At 36.9% G+C, this 24,572-nt stretch carries 16 protein-coding genes; all 16 read left to right on the top strand.

Going from position 1 to position 24,572, the window contains the following annotated elements; genetic code table 11:
* The first annotated feature begins 213 nt into the window (after positions 1–213).
* The 16 genes from ACHZAX_RS15585 (at position 214) to ACHZAX_RS15510 (ending at position 24,252) form a co-directional block, all read left to right on the top strand.
* Positions 214–7,245: a SpvB/TcaC N-terminal domain-containing protein gene (locus ACHZAX_RS15585; RefSeq protein ID WP_320019773.1), complete on the top strand. Its 7,032-nt coding sequence runs from the start codon at positions 214–216 to the stop codon at positions 7,243–7,245.
* A 10-nt stretch (positions 7,246–7,255) separates the two neighbouring features.
* A complete protein-coding gene (locus ACHZAX_RS15580; protein WP_320019772.1) occupies positions 7,256–7,789 on the top strand; it encodes a hypothetical protein in 534 nt (177 codons plus the stop codon).
* Positions 7,790–8,058: 269 nt separating this feature from the next.
* Positions 8,059–9,285, top strand: a complete 1,227-nt coding sequence (locus ACHZAX_RS15575) for an RHS repeat-associated core domain-containing protein (protein WP_320019771.1) — start codon at positions 8,059–8,061, stop codon at positions 9,283–9,285.
* 1,208 nt (positions 9,286–10,493) lie between these two features.
* Positions 10,494–11,735, top strand: coding sequence for a DNA/RNA non-specific endonuclease (locus ACHZAX_RS15570; RefSeq protein ID WP_320019770.1), 1,242 nt, complete (start codon positions 10,494–10,496; stop codon positions 11,733–11,735).
* The gene (locus tag ACHZAX_RS15565; protein WP_320019769.1) at positions 11,698–12,195 is read left to right on the top strand and encodes an immunity protein YezG family protein; all 498 of its coding nucleotides are present in this window, start codon (positions 11,698–11,700) and stop codon (positions 12,193–12,195) included. Before ACHZAX_RS15570 ends, ACHZAX_RS15565 begins: the two co-directional genes overlap by 38 nt.
* 425 nt (positions 12,196–12,620) lie before the next feature.
* Entirely contained in the window at positions 12,621–12,950 is a 330-nt protein-coding gene (locus tag ACHZAX_RS15560) for an RHS repeat-associated core domain-containing protein (protein ID WP_320019768.1), read from the top strand.
* An 8-nt stretch (positions 12,951–12,958) separates the two neighbouring features.
* Positions 12,959–13,495 carry an HNH/ENDO VII family nuclease gene (locus ACHZAX_RS15555; RefSeq protein WP_320019767.1) on the top strand — a complete coding sequence of 179 codons (537 nt, stop codon included), beginning with the start codon at positions 12,959–12,961 and terminating at the stop codon, positions 13,493–13,495.
* 17 nt (positions 13,496–13,512) lie between these two features.
* A complete protein-coding gene (locus ACHZAX_RS15550; RefSeq protein ID WP_320019766.1) occupies positions 13,513–13,965 on the top strand; it encodes an SMI1/KNR4 family protein in 453 nt (150 codons plus the stop codon).
* Positions 13,966–14,225: 260 nt separating this feature from the next.
* Positions 14,226–15,401: an RHS repeat domain-containing protein gene (locus ACHZAX_RS15545; protein WP_320019765.1), complete on the top strand. Its 1,176-nt coding sequence runs from the start codon at positions 14,226–14,228 to the stop codon at positions 15,399–15,401.
* Between the two features lie 2 nt (positions 15,402–15,403).
* Positions 15,404–15,793, top strand: coding sequence for a hypothetical protein (locus ACHZAX_RS15540; RefSeq protein ID WP_320019764.1), 390 nt, complete (start codon positions 15,404–15,406; stop codon positions 15,791–15,793).
* A 324-nt stretch (positions 15,794–16,117) separates the two neighbouring features.
* Positions 16,118–17,245 (top strand): RHS repeat domain-containing protein, encoded by a 1,128-nt coding sequence (locus ACHZAX_RS15535; RefSeq protein ID WP_320019763.1) that lies wholly within the window; start codon positions 16,118–16,120, stop codon positions 17,243–17,245.
* A complete protein-coding gene (locus ACHZAX_RS15530) occupies positions 17,245–18,120 on the top strand; it encodes a tetratricopeptide repeat protein (RefSeq protein ID WP_320019762.1) in 876 nt (291 codons plus the stop codon). The genes ACHZAX_RS15535 and ACHZAX_RS15530 overlap by 1 nt, the downstream gene beginning before the upstream one ends.
* Before the next feature lie 263 nt (positions 18,121–18,383).
* On the top strand, positions 18,384–18,629 hold the full coding sequence (locus ACHZAX_RS15525) for a hypothetical protein (protein ID WP_320019761.1): 246 nt from the start codon (positions 18,384–18,386) through the stop codon (positions 18,627–18,629).
* Positions 18,574–19,611, top strand: a complete 1,038-nt coding sequence (locus tag ACHZAX_RS15520) for an RHS repeat-associated core domain-containing protein (protein WP_320019760.1) — start codon at positions 18,574–18,576, stop codon at positions 19,609–19,611. Before ACHZAX_RS15525 ends, ACHZAX_RS15520 begins: the two co-directional genes overlap by 56 nt.
* Positions 19,604–20,125 (top strand): hypothetical protein, encoded by a 522-nt coding sequence (locus tag ACHZAX_RS15515; RefSeq protein WP_394698286.1) that lies wholly within the window; start codon positions 19,604–19,606, stop codon positions 20,123–20,125. Before ACHZAX_RS15520 ends, ACHZAX_RS15515 begins: the two co-directional genes overlap by 8 nt.
* A gap of 992 nt (positions 20,126–21,117) precedes the next feature.
* Positions 21,118–24,252 carry a hypothetical protein gene (locus tag ACHZAX_RS15510; RefSeq protein ID WP_320019758.1) on the top strand — a complete coding sequence of 1,045 codons (3,135 nt, stop codon included), beginning with the start codon at positions 21,118–21,120 and terminating at the stop codon, positions 24,250–24,252.
* Positions 24,253–24,572 lie beyond the last annotated feature (320 nt).

Genomic DNA, 24,572 nt, shown 5'->3' with positions numbered 1-24,572 from the left:
ATGCGCGGGTACTCTCGTACAGATTAAGCAACAGCTTGGATGGTAACAATTCACAAGATGAAATCCTCCCGTACCTGGAAGTAAGTCTTTTAATCAAGTCTCTCCCAAGAAGTTCCGTTATGTATTATTACATATTGCAAGAGCATCCAGCTCTTGCAGCGGGGCTTCTTTTTGCTATAAATCAATGAATTCCAATCATTAATTTTTATACACATGAACTTCAATACATCGGAGCAATCCGAACAACATACAAGTACTCAGTCATCTTCCGGCTTACCACAGTCGAAAGCAGGTGCTGAGAAAAATGAAGGGGCTCAAAAAGGATCTCAATCATTGATTAATTTGCCCAAAGGAGGTGGTGCTGTTAAGGGGATTGGCGAAAAGTTTGAAACCAATCCGGTAACCGGAACTTTCTCAATGAGTGCTCCTCTGGCCATTAGTCCGGGGCGTAATGGCTTTACTCCACAACTGGGTCTGGCTTATGATTCAGGTAGTGGTAATTCCGCTTTTGGTGTGGGCTGGGGTGTTGGTGTCCCAAATATTACCCGCAAAACCGCCAAAGGTTTACCGCAATACGACGATACCAACGGGTCGGACACGTTTATTCTTTCCGGTGCCGAAGATTTGGTGCCTGTTGATGAGCTGCCGCGAACCGAAGGCAATTACAGTATTAAGCGTTATATGCCGCGTACCGAAGGCCTGTTTGCCCGGATAGAGCAGTGGAGCAATACTGCAAATGGTGATGTGCATTGGCGCACCATCTCCGGAGAGAACATTACATCGGTATATGGACAGGACGCCGGTGCCCGCATTGCCCATCCAAATGATACTCAAAAGATATTCAGCTGGTACTTGCAGGAAAGTTATGATGTTAGGGGAAACCTGATGCGTTATACCTATCTGAAAGAGAACAGCAATAATGTTTCGCCTGAGGTATATGAAAAACATCGTCTCGAAAACAACAAAGCTTTTACCAACATTTACCTCAATCAGGTACAATATGGCAATACTGTCATGTATAATCCTTCAACGGGTGTTTATGATGGTGACTGGCTGTTTACACTGGCTGTTGATTATGGAAACTACAATACATACACCACCAATGGGGGTACGGTGAATCCAACAGCTGTATGGGATGCTCGTCAGGATCCTTTCTCCGTTTATCGGGCAGGTTTTGAAATGCGTACCTACCGCTTGTGTCAACGAGTGCTGATGTTTCACCACTTTAAAGATGATTTGGCTGCTGATGCCGTCTTGGTTAAATCGACCCAGCTTCATTACAGCAAGGATGTGCATATGGCACAGCTCGTGCAGGTTGAACATAAATCCCATGATGGCGCACAGGCAGCTTCAATGCCGCCAATTAGCTTTACTTACAGCCAGGCGGAGGTAAGCAACAAACTGCACAGCGTTGATCACGCCATGCTGGATAATTTGCCTAATGGTCTGGCAACATCCGGGTGGCAATGGACCGACCTGTATGGCGAAGGAATCAGCAGTCTGTTAAAAATGGACAACGAAGCCTGGTATTACAAACCCAATTTGGGTGATGCCCGTTGGACTGACAATTCGATTACTGCTCCAAAACCTGTCTTTGGAGAAATGCAGCAACTCGATCTAAAACCCAATGCGAAACAAACCCGTGGTGCTTCTTTTTATCTGGGTGATGTGGACAGTGATTCGCAGTCCGAATTGGTGATTCATGCCCCTGGAATACATGGCTACTACTCTTATACAGATGGTCAATGGCAGAATTTTCAGGCATTCGGCAACATGCCGAATGTAGACATGAGTCATCCGGATGTGAAGCAAATCGACTTGTCGGGCGATGGACTGGGCGATTTGCTGATCAGCCGCGGCAACTATTTTGAATTGTATCTCTCAGCAGGGAAAGAGGGTTACAAAGGCTACCGCAAAGTGGACTTGGGCCATAATGAGGACATGGCACCGGTTGTACTATTCTCCAACGCAGAACATTCTGTTTATTTAACAGATATGACGGGTGACGGACTCAGCGATATTGTGCGGATTACTCACAATTCTGTAGGCTACTGGCCAAACCTGGGTTATGGACGTTTTGGCGAAAAAGTATTGATGGCAAATCCTCCTTTGTTGGATTCTCCTGACCATTTTAACCCGTCGCGGGTACTACTGGCCGATGTTGATGGTACGGGTACCACCGATATCATCTATCTGGATGCTTTGAAAGTTGTTTACTTTAAAAATCAGGCTGGTAACTCCTGGAGCGAAGCATTCAATATTAGTGCTTTCCCTGCCATCGATAACCTATCTCAGGTATCAGTAACAGATCTGATGGGGAATGGTACATCCTGTTTGGTTTGGTCATCTTCTTTGCCGCATCATCAGCATCACTTGCTTTTTGTTGAGCTAACATCCGGCAGAAAACCTTACTTGCTAACTTCCTTTGAAAATAACATGGGACGTAAAGTAAGTATGCAGTATGCTCCATCTACTAAATTCTTTATGCAGGATAAATTAGCTGGTACCCCTTGGATTACCCGTTTGCCGTTTCCTGTTCATGTTCTGGAACATGTGGAAGATCACGAGCAGGTGAGTGACACCAAATTGGTGAGCCGTTATGCTTATCACCACGGACACTATGATGTGCATGAGCGTGAATTCCGGGGCTTTGGTATGGTAGAGCAATGGGATACAGAAAATCTTGCCGATACCACAGAAGGCTATCAGCCTCCTGTTTACACAAAAAGCTGGTTTCATAACGGTATTTACGATAAAAAGGAAACCATTTCTACCCAATTTGCGCAAGAATACTTTAGTGGGGACAGTGAAGCTTGGCAATTACCAGACTCAATATTGCCAACAGGCTTGACTCCTGATGAAGAACGTGAAGCATGTCGTGCTTTGCGAGGCCAATTGCTGCGCTCCGAAGTTTATGCCAAGGACGACTCAGCTATGGCGGACCTCCCTTATGTGGTAGAGGAAAAAAATACGTCGGTAAAGTTGTTGCAGCCAAAAGGACAGAACAAGCATGCCGTATTTTTGCCAATTGCCAATGAAGCCATTTCCTATCATTATGAACGTGATGGTAATGATCCGCGTATTGCCCATTCAGTAACGCTTACTACCGATGAGTATGGCAATGTATTGGAAGCATTTAATATTGCTTATCCTCGTCGTGATGTGAATGCTACCGATGAGCAGAAAAGTTTGAAAGTAGTTTGTACACAAAATAGCTATATCAACCGTTCGGAAACCAATCTACAGATCATTGGAGTTCCTTGTGAGAGTGAGCAGCTTGAATTTACCGGTCTGGTATATACCGGACAGCCTTTTACTAAGGAAAGTCTGCAGGCAGCATTTGATTTTGCTAATGAAATAGATTATGCAGCCAGTCCGTCAGGTGGATTAGAAAAACGTTGTTTTCAGCATCAAAAATCTTTTTTTTACGATGAAGCACTAACGGGCAGCTTGCCATTGGGTGAGATTGCATCGCATGCTTTGCCTAACAAATCGTTAACAGCCGATTTAACTGAAGATTTGCTAAGCAGTTTGGATCCTTCAGGCGATAAATATTCCATAGAACGTCTGGCCAATGAAGCAGCTTACGTTTTTGAACCCGGTGTGGGTGAAAAATCCGGTACCTGGTGGATACCATCAGAAGTGATCAGCTTTAATAAGCTTGCTTTTTATCTGCCATCGGCAAAAACTGATGTTTTTGGGAACAGAACCCAGTTGGCATACGACAGCTATAAACTGATGTTGACCGAAACCACCGATGCGCTTGGGCATACAAGCACTGCTGCTGTTGACTACCGTTTATTGCAGGTAAAAAAACTGACAGATCCCAATGGCAACAGCCAAGAGGTGGATTTTGATACCCGTGGTATGGTAAAAGCCGTGGCCTTAATGGGAGCAAACGGCGAAGGTGATACTCTTAGCGATCCCAGCATGAAATACAGCTACGATATGGAACGTTGGATCAACGAACAAAAACCTGCGCAAGGCCATGTACAAATGCGTGTTGAACATGGTCCAACCAATACAGATTGGATGGAGAGTTACGAATACACCGGTGGTTGGGGAAATTTGGTGATGACCAAAGTACAGGCTGAAGATGGCCCCGCCATGCAAATTGCTCCCAATGGATCGGTGGAAACTGTGAAGTCGACGAATCGATGGGCAGGTACCGGGCGTACAGTATTCAACAACAAAGGAATGGTGATAAGGCAGTATGAGCCTTATTTTAGTACTACTCACGAGTTCGAAAATGAGAATGTACTGGTACAAAATGGTGTAAGCCCTGTACTTTACTACGACCCGGTGGGGCGTAATATCCGTACCGAACTACCGGACGGTACACTCACTAAGGTGGAATTTACCCCTTGGGAGCAACGCAACTTCGATCAGAACGATACGGTGCTTGAAAGCGACTGGTATCAACAAGCCGGATTGTCCGATCCCAGTGGTACTGAACCTACTGATCCAAAGAAAAGAGCCGCATGGCTCACAGCCAAACATGCCAATACACCTCAGCTGCGGTACTTCGATAACCTGGGACGTGAATACATGGTAGAAGATGACAACGGCAGCAAAGGCAAATACCGTGTTCACACACAGCTGGATATTGCCGGGCGGCCTGTAGTGGTTACCGATGCCAAGAACAGGGTAATGACCACCAATACTTTTGCGATGCAGCAGGCATTGCAGGTGCACAATATCGACTCAGGCACACGTACCATTCTCAACGATGCAGGCGGGCAGCCTCTATACTCATGGGACAACCGAAGCCATCAGTTGCGCAGCACTTACGATGCCTTGCGGCGGCCTTTGGCAATGTACATAACAGAGGGAAACAATGCCGAAATAAAAGTGCAGCAGCAAGTGTATGGAACATCCGAAGCTTTGAATAACATTGGTCAGTTGGAATACCAATACGACCAAAGCGCTTGCACCCATTTGGTGAGCTACGATTTTAAAGGCAATCCTGAAATGACCGGACGTACATTTTATACCGATTATCAGGGTTACCGAAATCTGGATGCCAACCCGGCCTTGCAAACAACAGTTTATGTTTCAACAATTACCGTAGATGCACTAAACCGCCCTGTAAGTAAAAGCCTGCCCGATGGTTCGGTGGAAACTTACCAGTACAACAAAGCCGGAATGTTGGAAAGCCTCAGCTCAGGTGGACAGGCCTACATCAACAACATCAATTACAATGAAAAAGGGCAGCGCACCGACATATATTATGCCAATGGAAGTAAAACACGTTACGTGTACGATGCAAAGACTTTTCGTTTAACACGTTTGCTGACCACGCGAAATACGGGACAGGATATTTTACAGGACCTGAATTATACCTACGATGCAGTTGGGAATATTGTAGAGCAGGTAGACAATGCACAGCAAACCTTTTACTACAGCAATGCGGTAATTGAGCCAAAAGGGCAATACGAGTATGATGCCTTGTACCGATTGGTGAAAGCTACTGGTCGTGAGTTAAGCAGTTTGGCTATGGCAAGTGCTACTGATATGGCAAATGATATTGCTCTGCCCAACACCGCAGCCAATGCCATGCAAAATTTTACCCAGGAGTACACTTACGACGAATTGGGTAATATGCTGCAACTAAAAAGTGCAGGGCAGTGGACACGAGACTATTTCTATAATTTTAGCCAAAACAATTCCCTGATAGGGCACATTAGTGGGCAAACAGATTACACCTACGATGCACATGGTAATATGCTGAGCATGACTCACCTGCAGGCCATGCACTGGGATTACAACGATTGGTTAACATCTGTAGACTTGGATGCAAGTGGTAACAAAGCCTGGTATGTGTACAATGCAGGTGGTGAGCGCGTACGAAAAGTTGTGGTAAAAGGAAATATTCGGGAAGAGCGCTATTATTTTGGTGATTACGAAATATATCATAAATTTGTTAACGATTCACTGGAAACCGAGCGAACAACTGTTAATATTTCAGATGATAAAGCTAAGATAGCAACTGCCGAAACGCTCACCATTGATCAAGGTTCTTTGACAGTAAACCCTGCAGCAATAATCCGCTGCCAGTACAGCAACCATTTGGGAAGTGCCTCTTTAGAGTTAGACGAAAGTGCTAATATCATCTCTTACGAGGAATATCATCCTTTCGGAACAAGTAGTTACCGCAGTGGCCGTACCGAGACCGAAACCTCCCAAAAACGTTACAAGTATGTGGGCAAGGAACGTGATGAGGAGACAGGCCTTTACTATTACGGTGCACGATATTATGCCGCTTGGTTATGCCGGTTTGTGAGTGTGGATCTTATGAAGGAAGAGAGAGTTTGGCTCAGTCCTTATAATTATTGCCAGAATAACCCTATAAATAGAGTTGATCCAACTGGAGCTTTGGATGAAGATCCGCCTCAGGACAAAAAGGAAGAAAAGAAGCAAGGTGCATACAAGCCAACCAAAGATAAAAGCGGTAAAGTTAATGGATTTGAATGGGATGATGAAAATGCATATGATGATAAAGGAAAGTTAAATAAAGGATATTATGAGAAAGCTATTCTTTTTAAAGATAACCCTGATAAAAAATATGAATTAGATAAAAAATGGTTCGATAAACAAAACAGATATAGAGGGAGTAATATGGGCTCTGCATTAGCAATTGTTTATTATAAAGATGAAGAAGGTAATCCAAAGACATCAAAGGAGTTTGAAGCATGTACTAGACCATCTGATCCTAATTATTTTGCAACAGTTAAGAATGGCTTTTATATAGGCAAGTTTGGGAAGCATAAAAATGATTACGAGGCATTAAATTTTTATGATGGAGCTTCCAGAAATTTACCAACAGAAGGACCTAATCCTTCGAGATCTGATGGTATGTCTCTTGCTGTTGGAATAAATGGACATAGACCAAGTAGTAAAGGCAACTATACATCAAGTGTTTGGTCAACTATGAAGAAGGACTCGAAACCGATAATTGGAACCGATGCTAGATCTTATCCAATGTATGATGAATTTGGGAATATGACAGGAGCAATTACTAAAGGTACAGAATGGAATTATCAAAAATATTCTGGTGTATCCGAAGGGTGTTTCATCATCGACTTTAATGATTGGGATGATTTCATAGGTCTGTTTGATAAAAATGATACAAATATTGGAGTCGTATTAACAAGAGATAATCCATATACAGTTCCTGTAAAGCACGATATTAAAGCTATTAGAAAATCTAATGTCAAAAGCGTTTTCAAAATTCAAACATTTTAAATTAGTAATAATGAATCGAATAATTATAACCCTAATATTGAGTCTATTTTCAATTTATGCTAACTCTCAATCTAGGTTACATGATCATCTGTTAAGTCAAGATTCTGTAGAATTGGTTGGTAAAAAATTAATATCCTATTTTACTAAAGCACAAGGCGAAGTTTTTCCAGAAAGAGAAGCCATTATTGCTTCTAATATTGAGAAAAAAATAAGAGAGAATATGAATATTATTAATTGTGATTCATGTTCTGTTAAGACAGATTTTCTCATTTTATCTGACACCTATGATTGGCATGTTAAAGTTGTTTTATCATTTAAGTCTGGCTCAGTTATTAAAAAATATGTTATTGGCGAATTTCGTGCATGGCCCAATGAAGAAGCTTATGATTATAGGAATGAAGATAGCCGTGATTATTTCAAGAGCATTAGATCTGTTATTTTATCAAAAAACGAAATAATGATATTAAAAGAATTATCATACGCTGATTTTTCGAATGATTCTGAAGTTATAGTTAGTCAAGATACATCGATTGTTAAGTTTTAAAAATGGATGATTTTATCTCCGCTAGTGCGAGCTTATAGTTCGAACTCTGCGGAGTAGAAGTAAAAACAAAATAGAAGCCACTTGCAGTAATGTGAGTGGCTTTTTGTGTCTTATAGTTTTCGGAATACGAAATATATCATAAATTTGTTAACGATTCACTGGAAACCGAGCGAACAACAGTTAATATTTCAGATAGCCTGTCCCGATTTTTTATCGGGAACAAGAAGAAGATAGCAACTGCCGAAACGCTCACCATTGATCAAGGTTCTTTGACAGTAAACCCCGCAGCAATAATCCGCTGCCAGTACAGCAACCATTTGGGAAGTGCCTCTTTAGAGTTAGACGAAACGGCCGATATCATTAGCTATGAGGAGTATCATCCTTTTGGTACAACTTCGTACCGTTCTGGTAGAACCGAGACCGAAACCAGCCAAAAGCGTTACAAATATGTGGGCAAGGAGCGTGATGAGGAAACCGGTTTGTATTATTATGGCTTCCGTTACTACGCTGCTTGGTTGTGCCGGTTTGTGAGTGTTGATCCTTTGCAGTTTGATTATCCGCATTATACGCCTTTTCAGTATGCTGGTAACAAGCCAATCACTTATATTGATTTGGATGGCTTGGAGGAAGTAAAGTATGATGTGAACTCTGATAGGTATTATGATTCTCGACACCCTAATAGTGTAAGCTGTTTGGTGACTAATCAATACAGTTTAACAGGAAGACCTGTAAATTATGAAACATATACCCCTGATTATAAGGTTCCATCAGAAGTGATGGCTCTTTCTTTAGCACCCATGGCAATAGGCTTAGCAGCGGTAGCTGCCCCTGCTATCGCAGCTGAAGCAACATTAATAGGTGGTACATCATGGAGTAGTTTACCAGCTGTTCAAAGTTATATTACTGCTGCTACATCGGCTTCAATGCTTTCCAGAGGTGGAGGAGTAGTGATTGATGCTACAGGACAATTTGTACCTGAATATATTAATAATGGTTTTGATTTCAAGAGAAGTGTAAATAAAATTAATTTAGTATCCCTTACTGCTACTTTCTTTAGTCCAGAAGCTAAGGCTTCATCTACCATATTCAATGGATTTATTTCAAGTTCATTTATTCTAAATCCTGATGGTAATAGTAAAGTTGGTGATTTACAAGATATCGTTGTGGGAACAGTATTAAGTGCATCATTTGATGTGAAAGGTGCTAAAATTGGCGACGGATCATTGCAACGAGGCTTAATTAAATCTAATAATAAATGGGGAGTATTTAATAATGCAGTTACTAGAGGTAGTGCAAATCCATTATTCCAATACGGAGAAGAAGGTGGAGGAAAATACTTCAAAATGCAATTAGATAGATTGTTTAGAGAAGCTAGAACTACTGATATGATTAACAATACTGAATTTATGGGTATTAGTTTAGGAACACAAATTTTAAAAAATGAAACTATCACTTTGACTAATTATATTAATGAACTTAATAATGAAAATGATTAGATCTATTACAAAAACTGATGTAGGCTTCTTAGTCTTCGTGCTTGCGATTGTAGCAATTGGAATTAATAGTTTTATTAAAAGAAAACAACTTAAGGAGAATTCTAGGTATACTATTGGCACTACAACAAAGATGACTTATAATCGGTGGAGTACATATATAGATTATAAATATTCTACTAAAGGTAAAGTGTTTGTTTCAACACATTTGATAAAAAATGATAATATAAAAACGGGGCAATTTTACTATGTTATTTTTCAATCTGATAAACCGCAAAATAGTCGATTATTGACAAATAAGCTAAATGAAAATAAAAATTAAAAAGATTAAAGATAAAAAAAAAGTTTAAGAATAAAAAGATAAGAATAATATATTTAAAAAGAATATAAAAAAAATAAAAAATTAAAAATAAAAAAAATTAAATAGAGAAAAAATAAAAAAGAAAAAATAAAAAATTATTTAAGAATAAAAAATAAAAATAGAAATAAAAGTAGATAAAAATTAATTAAATATAATTAAAAAATAATATAAATAATTAATTAAAATAAGAATTAAAATTAAATAATAAAAAAGTAATAAAAATATAAAAAAATAAATAAAGAAATAAAATTAAAAGAATAAAAGAATAAAAAATAAATAAAAAAAAGAAATAAATATTAAATATTAATAAGAAAAAATTATTAAAAAAAAATTTAAAAAAAAAAATTAAAAATTTAATAATAAAATTAATAAATATTAAAAGAATTAATTATAAAAAAATAAATTAAACTGTAATTGATAATGTTGATAGTATTCCACCAGATGGATGGAACGAACTTCCTCAATAGATTACCCCAACTGTCGCAAGTCTGGGACTTGTGGTTGTAATTAAAACATTAAAGCCCAACTCCCGCTAGTGCAAGCTTTTAGCTCGTACTCTGCGTAGCAGAAGTAAAAACAAAAATAGAAGTCACTTACAGCAATGTGAGTGGCTTTTTGTGTCTTATAACTTTCGGTTACCAAAATATATCATAAATTTGTTAACGATTCACTTACCGCATGTTGATTAGTGCTGTTTTTTGATACATTGCATTTCTAAAAGCCAACTAATCATACTGCGGTACAGGGCGAGCGAACAACAGTTAATATTTCAGATAGCCTGTCCCGATTTTTTATCGGGAATAAGAAAAAGATAGCAACCGCCGAAACGCTCACCATTGATCAAGGTTCTTTGACAGTAAACCCTGCAGCAGTTATCCGCTGCCAGTACAGCAACCATTTGGGAAGTGCCTCTTTAGAGTTAGACGAAACGGCCGATATCATTAGCTATGAGGAGTATCATCCTTTTGGTACAACTTCGTACCGTTCTGGTAGAACCGAGACCGAAACCTCTCAAAAGCGCTACAAATATGTAGGCAAGGAACGTGATGAGGAGACGGGCTTGTACTATTATGGTTTCCGATATTATGCCGCTTGGTTATGCCGGTTTGTGAGTGTGGATCCTTTGCAGTTTGATTATCCTTATTATACGCCTTTTCAGTATGCTGGTAACAAGCCAATCACTTATATTGATTTGGATGGCTTGGAGGAGGCTCTTACTCCTTACATGGCAAGAGTGGAGTATGTTGAAACTAAAAACATATTTGATGCCTCGCACAATATAATGGCTCTTTTAAGTAACGCCTTAATTGTAGGTACTTATAATGCTTCTTCCGGAATAATTAATGCTGTATATAATTATGAGGAAACGGGTAAGGCCATTGCTAATAGTAGAGTTGGTGAATATGTTAAAACAGCATATAATTTAGGGCCTAATTTCGCAAATGCTGAATTAGCGGGTGATGCAATTTCTTTTGGTGGTAATGTAGCAAAAGACTTGATAAATACAACATGGAAAGATGTTGGGCAAGCTTTTACAACATGGGAAAATTATGAGGTAGTTGTTGATTTAGCAGTTGGGGTCAAAGGAGGAGGAGGATTAAAGACTTTTGGAGAAGAGGCATTGACTTCGGAAAAGGCGATTGTTAATGTTCTGGATGATGTTCCAACGAGAAATAAATTCATTCCAAAGTCAAAGTTTCGATCAGGGGAATTTGGTTATTTTGGTGAATCTGATGATTTAGGTAGGCTAAGTAAAACCTATACTGATGATTTGAAGTTAAGTAAAAAAGACCGACTGAGGCACAATCCCAAAACTCCTGGGAAATTAGAAGGAGATCATGCTGGACATTTAATAGGAGATAGGTTTGGAGGTTCGCCTAATTTGGATAATTTAGTTTCACAGCTTAGGAAGGTTAACTTAAGTGAATATAAAAAAATTGAAAATCAATGGGCTAAAGCAATTGAAGCAGGTAAAAAGGTTGAAATTGATATTTCAGTTAATTATAAATTAGATGAACTGAGACCAGCTAGCTTTGATGTTAATTGGAATATAGATGGAGAATCGTTTTATCAAAGAATTAGAAATAAATAGAAAAATGGGAAGTAATACTTTTGATCGAAATTTTGAGAGGCTATATACAAATATGGCCGAAATAGCATTTGAATTTGTTAATAGAAATAAAAATGAGGTTGATAAGGTATATGTTTTTGCCTCAATGGAAGCAGATAGTTTATTTTATAATGTGTTTTATCGAATACATGAATTACCAACCGAATTGCATCAGGTAAATAACCTATTGATTGCAAAATGTGATATTTCAAATTCTCGAATTAATGATTTACTAAGGCAAGGTACAGACTTCTTGGAAGAAGTTCTGGATTTATTTGAAAATGATAATAGAGAAGTACCAACATTAATGAAAATGACATATGAACCTAAAACTGGTGCTTTTAATAACGATATTAGTTACGAACTAAACTATTCCAATCATAAAGATAAAACAATTGTTGATGTTTTTAAGGAGTGGTTTGAAAGAGAAAAGCAAGTTTAATTCCTCCTGCTAATATGAGCTTATAGCTAGGTACTCTGCGAAGCTGGTATAAAAACAAAAATAGAAGCCACTTGCAGCAATGTGAGTGGCTTTTTGTGTTTTATAGTTTTCGGAATACGAAATATATCATAAATTTGTTAACGATTCACTGGAAACCGAGCGAACAACTGTTAATATTTCAGATGATAAAGCTAAGATAGCAACTGCCGAAACGCTCACCATTGATCAAGGTTCTTTGACAGTAAACCCCGCAGCAATAATCCGCTACCAGTACAGCAACCATTTAGGTTCTGCCTCTTTAGAGTTAGACGAAAGTGCTAATATCATCTCTTACGAGGAATATCATCCTTTCGGAACAAGTAGTTACCGCAGTGGCCGTACTGAATTGCGAAGCAATCGCCGAACGCCATTGAAAATGGAGTATTGTGAGGCAAACCGAAACCTCTCAAAAGCGCTACAAATATGTAGGCAAGGAACGTGATGAGGAGACGGGCTTGTACTATTATGGCTTCCGTTACTACGCTGCTTGGTTGTGCCGGTTTGTGAGTGTTGATCCTTTGCAGTTTGATTATCCGCATTATACGCCTTTTCAGTATGCAGGGAATAAGCCAATCACTTATATTGATTTGGATGGGTTGGAGGAGGCTCTTACTCCTTACATGGCAAGAGTGGAGTATGTTGAAACTAAAAACATATTTGATGCCTCGCACAATATAATGGCTCTTTTAAGTAACGCCTTATTGGTGGTAATGTAGCAAAAGACTTGATAAATACAACATGGAAAGATGTTGGGCAAGCTTTTACAACATGGGAAAATTATGAGGTAGTTGTTGATTTAGCAGTTGGGGTCAAAGGAGGAGGAGGATTAAAGACTTTTGGAGAAGAGGCATTGACTTCGGAAAAGGCGATTGTTAATGTTCTGGATGATATACCTGTAAAGAAAAAAATTTGGAATAAATCCTCAACTTTTGAGGATATAAAAGTTTTTCAAAGAGATGATATATTTGATCCAAGTACAATAAGTTCATGGAAAGTTCATGGAAAGACAGTAATGGGAACAAATGTTGAAAGAATGGCTTCAGGTAGAGCTCCTATTGGAGTAGACGGGAAGTCAGTTAATCTACATCATATGATACAAAGTGAAACTGGAGGTATTGCTGAAATGACACAGACATTTCACAAAACAAACCATGCCACAATACATATCAATCCAAATACTATTCCATCAGGCATTGATAGAAGTCAATTTGATGCTTGGAGAGGCAGATATTGGGAAAATAGAGCAATTGATTTTCAATAATACTAATTATTATAATAATGAATGATAAATTTAATGAGATTAAAGAATTGATTGAACAACATCCGGATGCAGTTCAATTTGGGGAATTTGGACAAGGAGTATCAAATGAATGGATAAAAAAAGCTGAAGATAGACTAGATGTATATTTTCCAAAATCATTCGTATGGTGGTTAAAAAACTATAGTGGAGGAGAAATCTTTGGTAATGAAATATTCAGTATATATGAATTAGACTTTGATAATGTTGTTGGAGGAGATATAGTATATATGAATGAGTTAAATAGAAAAAATGGCATCTGTACTAAAGAACAACTCGTTATCTTAGAGAATGATCAAGGTGAAATGTATTACTTTGATTTAAATCAAAGTAATAATGAAGGAGAATCTCCCATATTTTGTGATATTACCAATAAGAAATATGCTGATGATTTTATTGATTTCTTAAGAAAACAAATTACTTGTATTACGTAAGTATGTGCCTTAGTTAGCTCGAGCTTGTAGCTCGTACTCTGAATAGCAGAAGTAAAAACAAACGAACCCACTTACAATAACTGTAAGTGGCTTTTTGTGTCTTATAGCTTTGGGTTACCAAAATATATCATAAATTTGTTAACGATTCACTGGAAACCGAGCGAACAACAGTTAATATTTCAGATAGCCTGTCCCGATTTTTTATCGGGAATAAGAAAAAGATAGCAACCGCCGAAACGCTCACCATTGATCAAGGTTCTTTGACAGTAAACCCTGCAGCAATAATCCGCTACCAGTACGACAACCATTTAGGTTCTGCCTCTTTAGAGTTGGACGAAAGTGCTGGTATCATTAGCTATGAGGAGTATCATCCTTTTGGAACCTCTTCGTATCGTTCGGGTAGAACAGAGACTGAAACCTCCCAAAAACGCTACAAATATGTTGGTAAAGAATGTGACAATGAAACAGGCTTGTATTATTACGGAGCTAGGTATTATGCGAGTTGGTTGTGCCGGTTTGTGAGTGTTGATCCTCTACAGTTTGATTATCCGCATTATACGCCTTTTCAGTATGCTGGGAATAAACCGATCACGTATATTGATTTGGATGGTTTGGAAGAAGTAAAGTATGATGTGAACTCTGATAGGTATTATGATTCTCGACACCCTAATAGTGTAAGCTGTTTGGTGACTAATCAATACAGTTTAACAGGAAGACCAATAAATTATAACACATATACACCGCATGAAATTCCGTTGGGCGTTAAAATTCTTGCATTAGCACCTATGGCAATGGGTTTAGTAGCTATAGCAGCCCCTGCCGTTGCAGCTGAAGCAACTTTAATAGGTGGTACATCATGGAGTAGTTTACCTGCAGTAAAAACTTTTATGTCAACTGCAGGAGCTTATTCTTTATATGAAAGAACTATAGCCGCTTCATTAGATGCTGGAGGACAATATGCAGCTTTAAGAATCAATAATAATAGTAATAAAAGTCTACGTAAAGTAAATTGGTCGAGTGTTAGTTTCACGTTTATAAATCCTTCATCTAACATTGGTGTGTTGATTTTTAATTCCATTGGGGCTAATTCAATACAGGTGAATCAAGAAGAAGGAATAACAACGGGGACTATTGATGAGATTATTAATGGTGTACTTGGTGATGTTACTATGGGTTTTGTAATTGGAAAAACTGGAGAAGGAATACTCAACCAAAGTGATGAGATTGGAACGGATCTGACAAATGCACTCAATAAATATGTTAGACAGTTAGATGAGGGTAATAATGAAGCTGCAGAGGGTACTTGGAAGTATATTGAACGCACCGTAGTTCCTTATATTTTGTTTAAGTATGGAGCTGAACCTGTTACAACGGGAGCTGCTCAAACTTTAAAGAATAATGAAATTAATAAAGCAAATGAATCATCAAATCAGTAATTATGAAGAAACAAAAGATATCTGATGTTGTAGCTGTAACAATTTTACTGTTTTTATTGTCAGTGATTGTATATAATTATTTATTGACGGATAATATTAATAATGAAATCGACGAGAATTCAAGGTATACTATAGGTATTACAGGAAATTCTTTTGGGGCAAGACATGGCTCAACAGTTGAATATTTTTATAAAGTAAACAATATTGAATATAGAGAAACTCAAACAAAAATTAAAGGAGTTGTAAATCCTGCTGGCAAGTACATAGTTCAATTTTCGTCACTTAACCCCAAACGAAGTAGAATTTTATTTGAATTAGAAGTATCAAACTATAAAATTAAGGTGCCTGATAGTGGATGGGATTGTATTCCTGATGGTGTCAATGTAAATTAATTATCTCCGCTAGTGCAAGCTTGTATCTCGTACTTTGCAAAGCAGAAGTAAAAAAAATAGAAGCCACTTGCAGCAATGTGAGTGGCTTTTTGTGTCTTATAACTTTCGGTTACCAAAATATATCATAAATTTGTTAACGATTCACTTACCGCATGTTGATTAGTGCTGTTTTTTGATACATTGCATTTCTAAAAGCCAACTAATCATACTGCGGTACAGGGCGAGCGAACAACAGTTAATATTTCAGATAGCCTGTCCCGATTTTTTATCGGGAATAAGAAAAAGATAGCAACCGCCGAAACGCTCACCATTGATCAAGGTTCTTTGACAGTAAACCCTGCAGCAATAATCCGCTACCAGTACGACAACCATTTAGGTTCTGCCTCTTTAGAGTTGGACGAAAGTGCTGGTATTATTTCTTACGAAGAATATCACCCCTTTGGAACTTCTTCTTACAGATCTGGTAGAACAGAGACCGAAACCTCTCAAAAGCGATACAAATATGTTGGCAAGGAGCGTGACGAGGAGACTGGCTTGTATTATTATGGCTTCCGTTATTATGCAGCTTGGTTGTGCCGGTTTGTGAGTGTTGATCCTTTGCAGTTTGATTATCCGCATTATACGCCTTTTCAGTATGCAGGGAATAAGCCAATCACTTATATTGATTTGGATGGCTTGGAGGAATTGAATGTAAATAATTTGAAGTCTGATTCTATACAATTGTCACACAAAAGTGACACAACAGCACTCAAATATTTCCGAAAGAAAGCAACAGATCTTATAATAAAACAAGCTCCTAGTATAACAAAATCTACATTAGACAGAATTGCAGATCATAAATTGAATAAAAATATTGAAAATGGATTAAAGGTTGACAATTTTGGTGCTCCAAGGCAATCTCCACGAAAATATAAGAATACTAATTTAAGTGTTATGGAAGAGAAAGGTGAATATATAAATATGGGAGGTCGTAGTTCAAGAGGTAATTGGTCTACAATTGGAATGGGAAATGAAACAAAAAGTATTAAAAAGCTCAAATTAATTGGTAAAGGGGTAGCTGAAGTTGCTGGACCGATGTTTGATCTTTTAACAATAGCGAAAGTTTTGCAAGATAAAGAAACGCCCTTTGCCATTATAAATCCAATATCTTTTATGCTCACTGAGCAACTTGATGAAGTAGATCAATTTTTATTTGAGACAGCTTTACAGGAAGGTTATAAGAGTATAAAATCATATATGGAAAATTGTAAATCATGTGATATACTATTTGAATCCAAACAATTCATATATCTACAAACAGAAGATTTTATGAAAGTAATGAATGGCAAAGAACAAAAAAATGATAATTTAACTGAGGATTATGGGGATGATAATAATCCTTGGGCAGTTTTAATAGAATGGAAATCAAAGAACGAATTTACACCTATTGCAGCGTACAAAATTAACGACTAATGAGAAAAATAATTGTTGGAATTATTCTATTCCTTGCTTTTGCAGCATGTGATAATCTGAATAAAAAAGAAAAAGTCACATGCTTAATAAATAACACTAAGTACGATGAAGCATTGAGTTATATTGAATCTATATTAATTGAAACAGGAGAAGAACCCTGGCTGTTTGAATCTAAAGGGTTAATTTATAAAAATCAACATCAATTTAAGTTGTCTGAGGAAAACTATTTAAAGGCATTAAAGTTAGGTGGGGATAAAATGGCAAATTTCATTAATTTAGGTGATGTATTATTTAAGAATAAAGATTATGCGAAAGCACATGATGTATTTTTGCTTTGTTACAATATAGACTCTGCTAATTATACAGTTAACTATAACTTAGGTTTATGCAATTACTTCTTAGATGATTTAGACAATGCAATTAAATACATTAGTAAAGTTAATTGCATTAGTCCAGATGAAACTGGTATTTATTTCCTTAAGGCTGAAATCTTAAATAAAAAAGGAGAATATATTAAAGGAATTGAATCTGTAAACAAGGGATTAATACTGGATAATCGTAATGATTATGGATACTTTTTGAAAGGGATGCTATATTTTAATTTAAAGAATTATCTAGAAGCAATAGCAAATTTTAATGATGCAATTCAGATTAATCCAAATTCTCTAGATTATTACTGTAATATTGGTATTGCTTTTCATATGATTGATAGTTGCCAAAAATCAGTTTTAAATTTCAATAAAGCCATTGAATTAGATAGTATGTGCAATTATGCATATTTAGGTAAATTTCATGTCTATAAAGATCTTAAAAATGATTCATTAGCTGAATTTAATTATTTGATGTACAAAAGAACTTTAGCGATCAGTAATTAACACCCCATCTAGCGCGATTCCGTCTTGCTAGTTCAAGCTTGTAGTACTCTACGAAGCAGATAAATAGAAGCCACTTGCAGCGATGTGAGTGGCTTTTTGTTGTCTTATAACTTTCGGTTACCAAAATATATCATAAATTTGTTAACGATTCACTGGAAACCGAGCGAACAACTGTTAATATTTCAGATAGCCTGTCCCGATTTTTTATCGGGAACAAGAAGAAGATTGCAACCGCCGAAACGCTCACCATTGATCAAGGTTCTTTGACAGTAAACCCTGCAGCAGTTATCCGCTGCCAGTACGACAACCATTTAGGTTCTGCCTCTTTAGAGTTGGACGAAAGTGCTGGTATTATTTCTTATGAAGAGTACCACCCTTTTGGAACAACAAGTTACCGCAGTGGCCGTACTGAATTGCGAAGCAATCGCCGAACGCCATTGAAAATGGAGTATTGTGAGGCAAACCGAAACCTCTCAAAAGCGTTACAAATATGTGGGCAAGGAGCGTGATGAGGAAACCGGTTTGTATTATTATGGCTTCCGTTATTATGCGGCTTGGTTATGTCGATTTGTGAGTGTTGATCCTTTGCAGTTTGATTATCCGCATTATACGCCTTTTCAGTATGCAGGGAATAAGCCAATCACTTATATTGATTTGGATGGTTTGGAGGAATTAGATTTTAAATCAGATTTTAATATTAGATTTGGATATGTTACACTAAATAGTGGTAAAAAATTAGTATCCTATACTTTGCATGACGGGGATCGTCCAATTAATCAACAATTTACTGTGAATTCCACACCTAATAGCATGCAAAGACCAATTAGAACATACGCTAACCAGAGTGATATTATTGAATTACGAGACAAGGATTATTTTATTCCTGTCTCTATGAAAAAACCTAATAAAATGACTAGAGATAATAAAGCAATATATCATTTTCGTAATAATATTATGGTTCCTAAGGATCATCGGGAAAATAAGGCTTCATCAATTGCAGATTTTTCAAGAAATGTTGCTGAATTTATGCATGGAGCATCACAAGAATACGCATACTTAGGTTCACTTGATATTGCTATTCAGTATAAAGCATATGGTCATGCATACAATACTGTAATGGAGAATCGAGAAACCATGGAAGACGCTTTTTTAAGTATTAAATTTAGTTCGGACTTCAAAGCTGCTGTTGAGTCAGGAGAGGAAGTACTTAATATGGGTATTTTTGTTTCAGACGTTATGCAATATATTGTAGATGGTAGTACTGATTGTGTTAATTTTAGTGCTATTGGTTATTCTAGTGACTTTAAAAATTACCGACAAGCTGTATATCAGACTGGATCTAGGCTTTTAAGCGAAAATCCAAATCTAAATTATAAAATACCAAGACAACAAACTTTTTGGAATTCAATTGACAGACCTGGTACATGGTTATGGGGATGGGAAGTATTAATTAAACAATTTCAATCAAATGATAATCAAAGCAATGATTAAAAAGATTTACAGATTTTATCATCCTTTACTAATGGTCGTTTTAGTGATTTTCATACTAATGTTTATTATGATGTATTGGATTATAGTAGGTTCTTTCAGCTATTTTAGTTTAATAGTATTTATCGGAAGTATCGTATATCTTACTTCTTGGAAGCAAATAAATGTTAATCATAATAGATGTGAGTTTTATACGCGAATATTGTTTTTTCGGCTTGCCAATAAAGAAATAGAAATAGGTGAAATTCAAGAAATTAGTCTTATTAGCAATATAAGTTCAACAATAATTCAAAGTTTAGGAGCAAGGGGGCAGACAGGCCGAGGGATAAATAATATATCTAATGAATTGTTTCTTAAAAATGAACATGAGGATCCAATCGTTATTTATAGGTCTGCTAATTTTAGTAAAGTTAATAAGTTAGCAATATTTTTTTCTAAGTATTATAACATACCAGTCCAAATACATAAGAAGGAAAACTTTTATTCCTCTTATATTGATTCTGGAAAAGAAAAATAAATGCCCCCTCGCTAATGTGAGCTTATAGCTAGTTGCTGCGAAGCTGAAGTAAAAACAAAAATAGAAGCCACTTGCAGCAATGTGAGTGGCTTTTACTTTTGTATATCGCACACTCTAGTTTACTCGCTTTTTTATTAGCAGAATTGAACTTATCGTACACAATTGCAAGATAGGATACCATTTATTTAAACATTCGCACTATTTATAGTCTAATAATCACAGAGGTATAATGCCGACACATGATTTGTTAGCCATTAGAAACGAAGCGTATAAGTAGGCTCATTCAAATTAGTAGCACCTCCTCTTGTGATTCTAATAAACAACCAATAAGACATTATAGGTTCCATATCTCAAATGTAAAGAATGTCAATAGAAACCAAAGGAATAATACCCTTTTGTCGTTCTTTAACTCTTAACTTGCAGTTGGTTATGTAAAAAACTATATTTGGTTTTGAATTCACAAAATAGATTCTGGGAGAACCAAATTTTGAATAGTAAAAACTTAAAATCATTTCTCGTGAGTTTATAAGCAGTAGTAAAAAAGGCACTAATTGATCGAATAGCTAAACAAATTAAATTATAAAATAATCAACAGATTAAAATCTGAATTGGCACAGTCAAGTTAAAAATTGACAATTAACAAGATCATATTTATGAAAGGGATGATATATGATCTGTTCGCATATTTTGGGAAAAAGGCGAACAACAGAAAAAGCAAAATAAGCAACAAAAGACAGAACACTTTCATTTAAAATGAAATCCTCTTTTGTTCGATAAGACTATTTCATCATTGCCAACACTTGTATATAAGAATTAAATGTCAAGTACTAAAAAAATGATACCACTTCCGACTAAAATTTAAGATGATGCTAATTCGCAAGTAGTTACATAGAGTCATCTATTTTCTTAGGTAAAGATAAGATCGGGATATTCAAAAGTCTGAAGATAAGGGATTAATAATAAAATGCAAGACGTATTAAAAGATATTAATTATGGATAATATAAATTACAAAACAGATAATGCCATTTTAACATTACTTCTCGAACAACAAGAAATAGAAGAAGTAAAACAAGGGCTTGGCATTGTTTCGAATGGAGACGAGAATGAAACGCATGCCGGAAAATTCTTTACGACTGATGATTTAATAACATTACGAAACAAAGCGACAGTGGGCTTAGGTTCCACTATGTATACAGGGATAGTAGCAAAAAAATATGACGGTTTAAATGATGGCCAACTGGTGTTTGATGCCGATGGTTATGCACGCGTAGGTGATATTGGTAGTTTGCAAATGATAGCTACACGTGAAGATGCGCCCTTAAATAGCGGCATAGCTTATTATGATAACATTACAGGAAAGTTTAAAACTAAAGACGAATTCTCATTATCAGTTGGGTATGCTAAGAATGCCACCAAGCTGGGCAACATTGAGGCTTCGCGTTACTTAAGAAACGACATTAATAATCCAAAATTAAATGTAACCGGAGGATTAACATTTACCTTGGAAGCAGATTCAGATAACTCAAACGAATCTGATAATGTTGCCCTTATCCTTTCTCAAGATGGCGGAGGAACTACGGCAAGTTTAGGCTTAGATAATGCAAACGATCTCTCCCTGCATTACGGTAGTAATCAGGTTTTTAAATACGACGAGAGCGAGGATGCTGTATTGTTCAATTCTACAGTTCACTCCTCCGCAAAATTCAATAAGCACTTATTTTACTCTCCTGATACCTCGGAGGATTTATTGAACCTACGAAGATATGGAGCAAATCATACACTACTCAATATAATGTCGCCTCCTCAGGCAAGCTGGGGTAAGGCAAAAGAAACCACAATCGCTTTAGTTCGTGGTGATAGCAATGAGTATTTTATGGACATTTATAATATGGACTATGGTGATGCTGATGCAGGGAATTATCTTGATTATGGTGATGCCAGAATGGGAATTAGATTACAGAAGCGAGGTGAAGGACATTACACACCTTTTAATCTCGAATATAGTGCAGGAGCAGAAGAGTACCCTGCATTAACCATACAACCTAATGAAACAGAAAGTAGTAATCATACCTCAGTGGAGGTTAATCGCCTATTAGCTAACTATGATACTATTCGTAGATTTGAGACCGTTGCCGATGGTACTTTGACAAGTGGTAATTCTCTTATTAGTGGTTACATTAAAAACTCGGGGGCTTTCATTGATGGGTTTTCAGGTCAAGGTTGGAGTCTTGGTCACGGTGCTTTAAATGATAGCTTGACCGTAGGAGATTTAACCGTGCGTAGAAGTGCTAAGTTCTACGAGCTAATAATTAATAAAATTCGTTCAGGGAATGGCTCTTATTGGTTTTCTGATGGTGCTAAAGTTAATCGAATATCTGATGAAGACGCAACGGGCTATACTTTAGAATTAGACGAGGAACTAGGTAACCCGTTTGCTTTGGGGCAAAAAGTTAGATGCCAGGTTTGGAACGGTTCAGGCGTTAAATTTTATGAAGCGACAATATCTTGGGGAGGCAATGCTACTTATCCAAATTACATCAAACTGAATAAGGCTGGTTTTATTGGTGATCTTCCAGAAGCGGGTGATGAAATAGTTCGTATTTCGGGTGGTGCTGTATATATTACATCTAGCGACAACAACTCACCTTATATAGATGTCGTTTATGATATGGTGACGAAAGCTAGATTTGGTAAACTTAACGGAATCAACGACCCAAATGTTGGAGGTGCTTTATCAGGCTACGGTTTCTACTGTGATAATGTGTATCTAAAAGGGATTATGAAATTATCAGCTGGTTCTTCTATATCATTTAATGACGTTACTGATACTGATGCGTTGAATAATTCTATATCAACAGCACAAGGTACAGCAAATAAAGCCGTAACTGATGCTTCAGCAGCTCAAAGCACAGCAGATGATAAGATAAACGAAAGTCAAGCTGCTAAAATCACTAAAGATACTGTAACAGCCGACTACGTAAATGGCTTGGAGTGTTCATTCAATAAAGGTAAGATTGGTAATTTTGAAATAACAAGTTCTCAAATAAGAACTACTAATTGTTCTTGGGGTGGTGCAGTTGCAGGTTCGTGGATGAAGTCGGGCGAATATATGATCTACAAATCAACTTCTGAATATATTAAAACATACTATACAAGTTCAGAAGATTGGGGTATTTACGGTAGAAATAGTGTTGGTAGAGTATTTCAGATTGGTTCAACTAATAGAATTGCAGGATTTCAATTTGATAATAACTACATCTGGTCAGGAACTAAGCAAACATCAGATACTTATGCATTAGATGGTGCATCTATGACTATAGGTAGTGGAGCAATTAGAGCTAAAGAATTCTATATCAGTGCTGCTGATGGCTCAGCACATTTTAAAGGAGTTCTTGATGCTCCAAGTGGTACAATTGGAGGTTTTGAAACTGGATCAACTTATTTAAAAACATCCAATTGGGATTCAAACAATATTAATGGACGGATGAGAATCAATTCATCTACAGGTGAAATTGAGGTTCGTGGGGCATCAAATAGAGTGTCCTACATAAGTCATAAAGGGATATTTGCCAATGATGCTGGACAAGAATGCTGGTCAGTAACCTCAGGCATGTCAATGTTAGCATCAGTAGTTGGACTTGGGTTTGCCAATGTCGCTAAAGATGAAGTTTTGGGGATTCACAGACAGTTTACATGTGGTGTATATGGTGCTGGCAACAACTCAGGCACAGCTCCAACATATGGTGTATTTTGTGATGGTACGTTATGGACTAGGAATGTTGAAGTACACAATTACGTCAAAGATGTTAGTAACTCTGATGCAAATGCGTTATATCTGGATACAAATAATTATGGATATTTTAGCTTGTTTCCAACTGTTGAAGATGCTTATATAAGACTAAATTCTCCCGAAACTGACGAAGCAAGAGAGATAACCATATTCAATAGAGATAATTCCCGACAAATACATATTAGATGGTCGTTAATACATAGTGATAATTTTGTATTGCAAGGTGGTGGATGTATTACGTTAGTTTCAGATAAAAATGAGAAATACAACAATGGAACAGCAACTACTAGAAAAAGAGGTTGGGTTATTAAATCGTATTTTGATAACGGTTTTTAGATAACAAAAGCTAGTTGTAAGGGCTGATTCCCCTGCTATAGTATCGCAAGCTCAATGTCATTAAGTTAAGAAAATTTCATAATGTATAAGGTTGATTTTTAGGTTTGGTACAAATCCTAGGCTTTCCGGAATAAGTCTGAAGTGTTCCGCCACAAGTCTAATCTTTTCCTGCACAAGTTTGAAGTGTTTCGGCACAAGTTTGCCATTGCGCGCCACCGGTAAATCTAAAACTGAGACAATGTTCATAACTCTGTGTCAGAGTTATAATTAAAGATTATATCTTCATAATATGACAAAATGTCGAAAACAGATAAACCTAA

The organism is Labilibaculum manganireducens, assembly GCF_963665805.2.
In the GTDB taxonomy this organism is placed as follows: Bacteria; Bacteroidota; Bacteroidia; order Bacteroidales; family Marinifilaceae; genus Labilibaculum; species Labilibaculum manganireducens.
The sequence above is the reverse complement of the archived record's forward strand: the minus strand, read 5'-3'. Positions and strand labels throughout refer to the sequence as shown.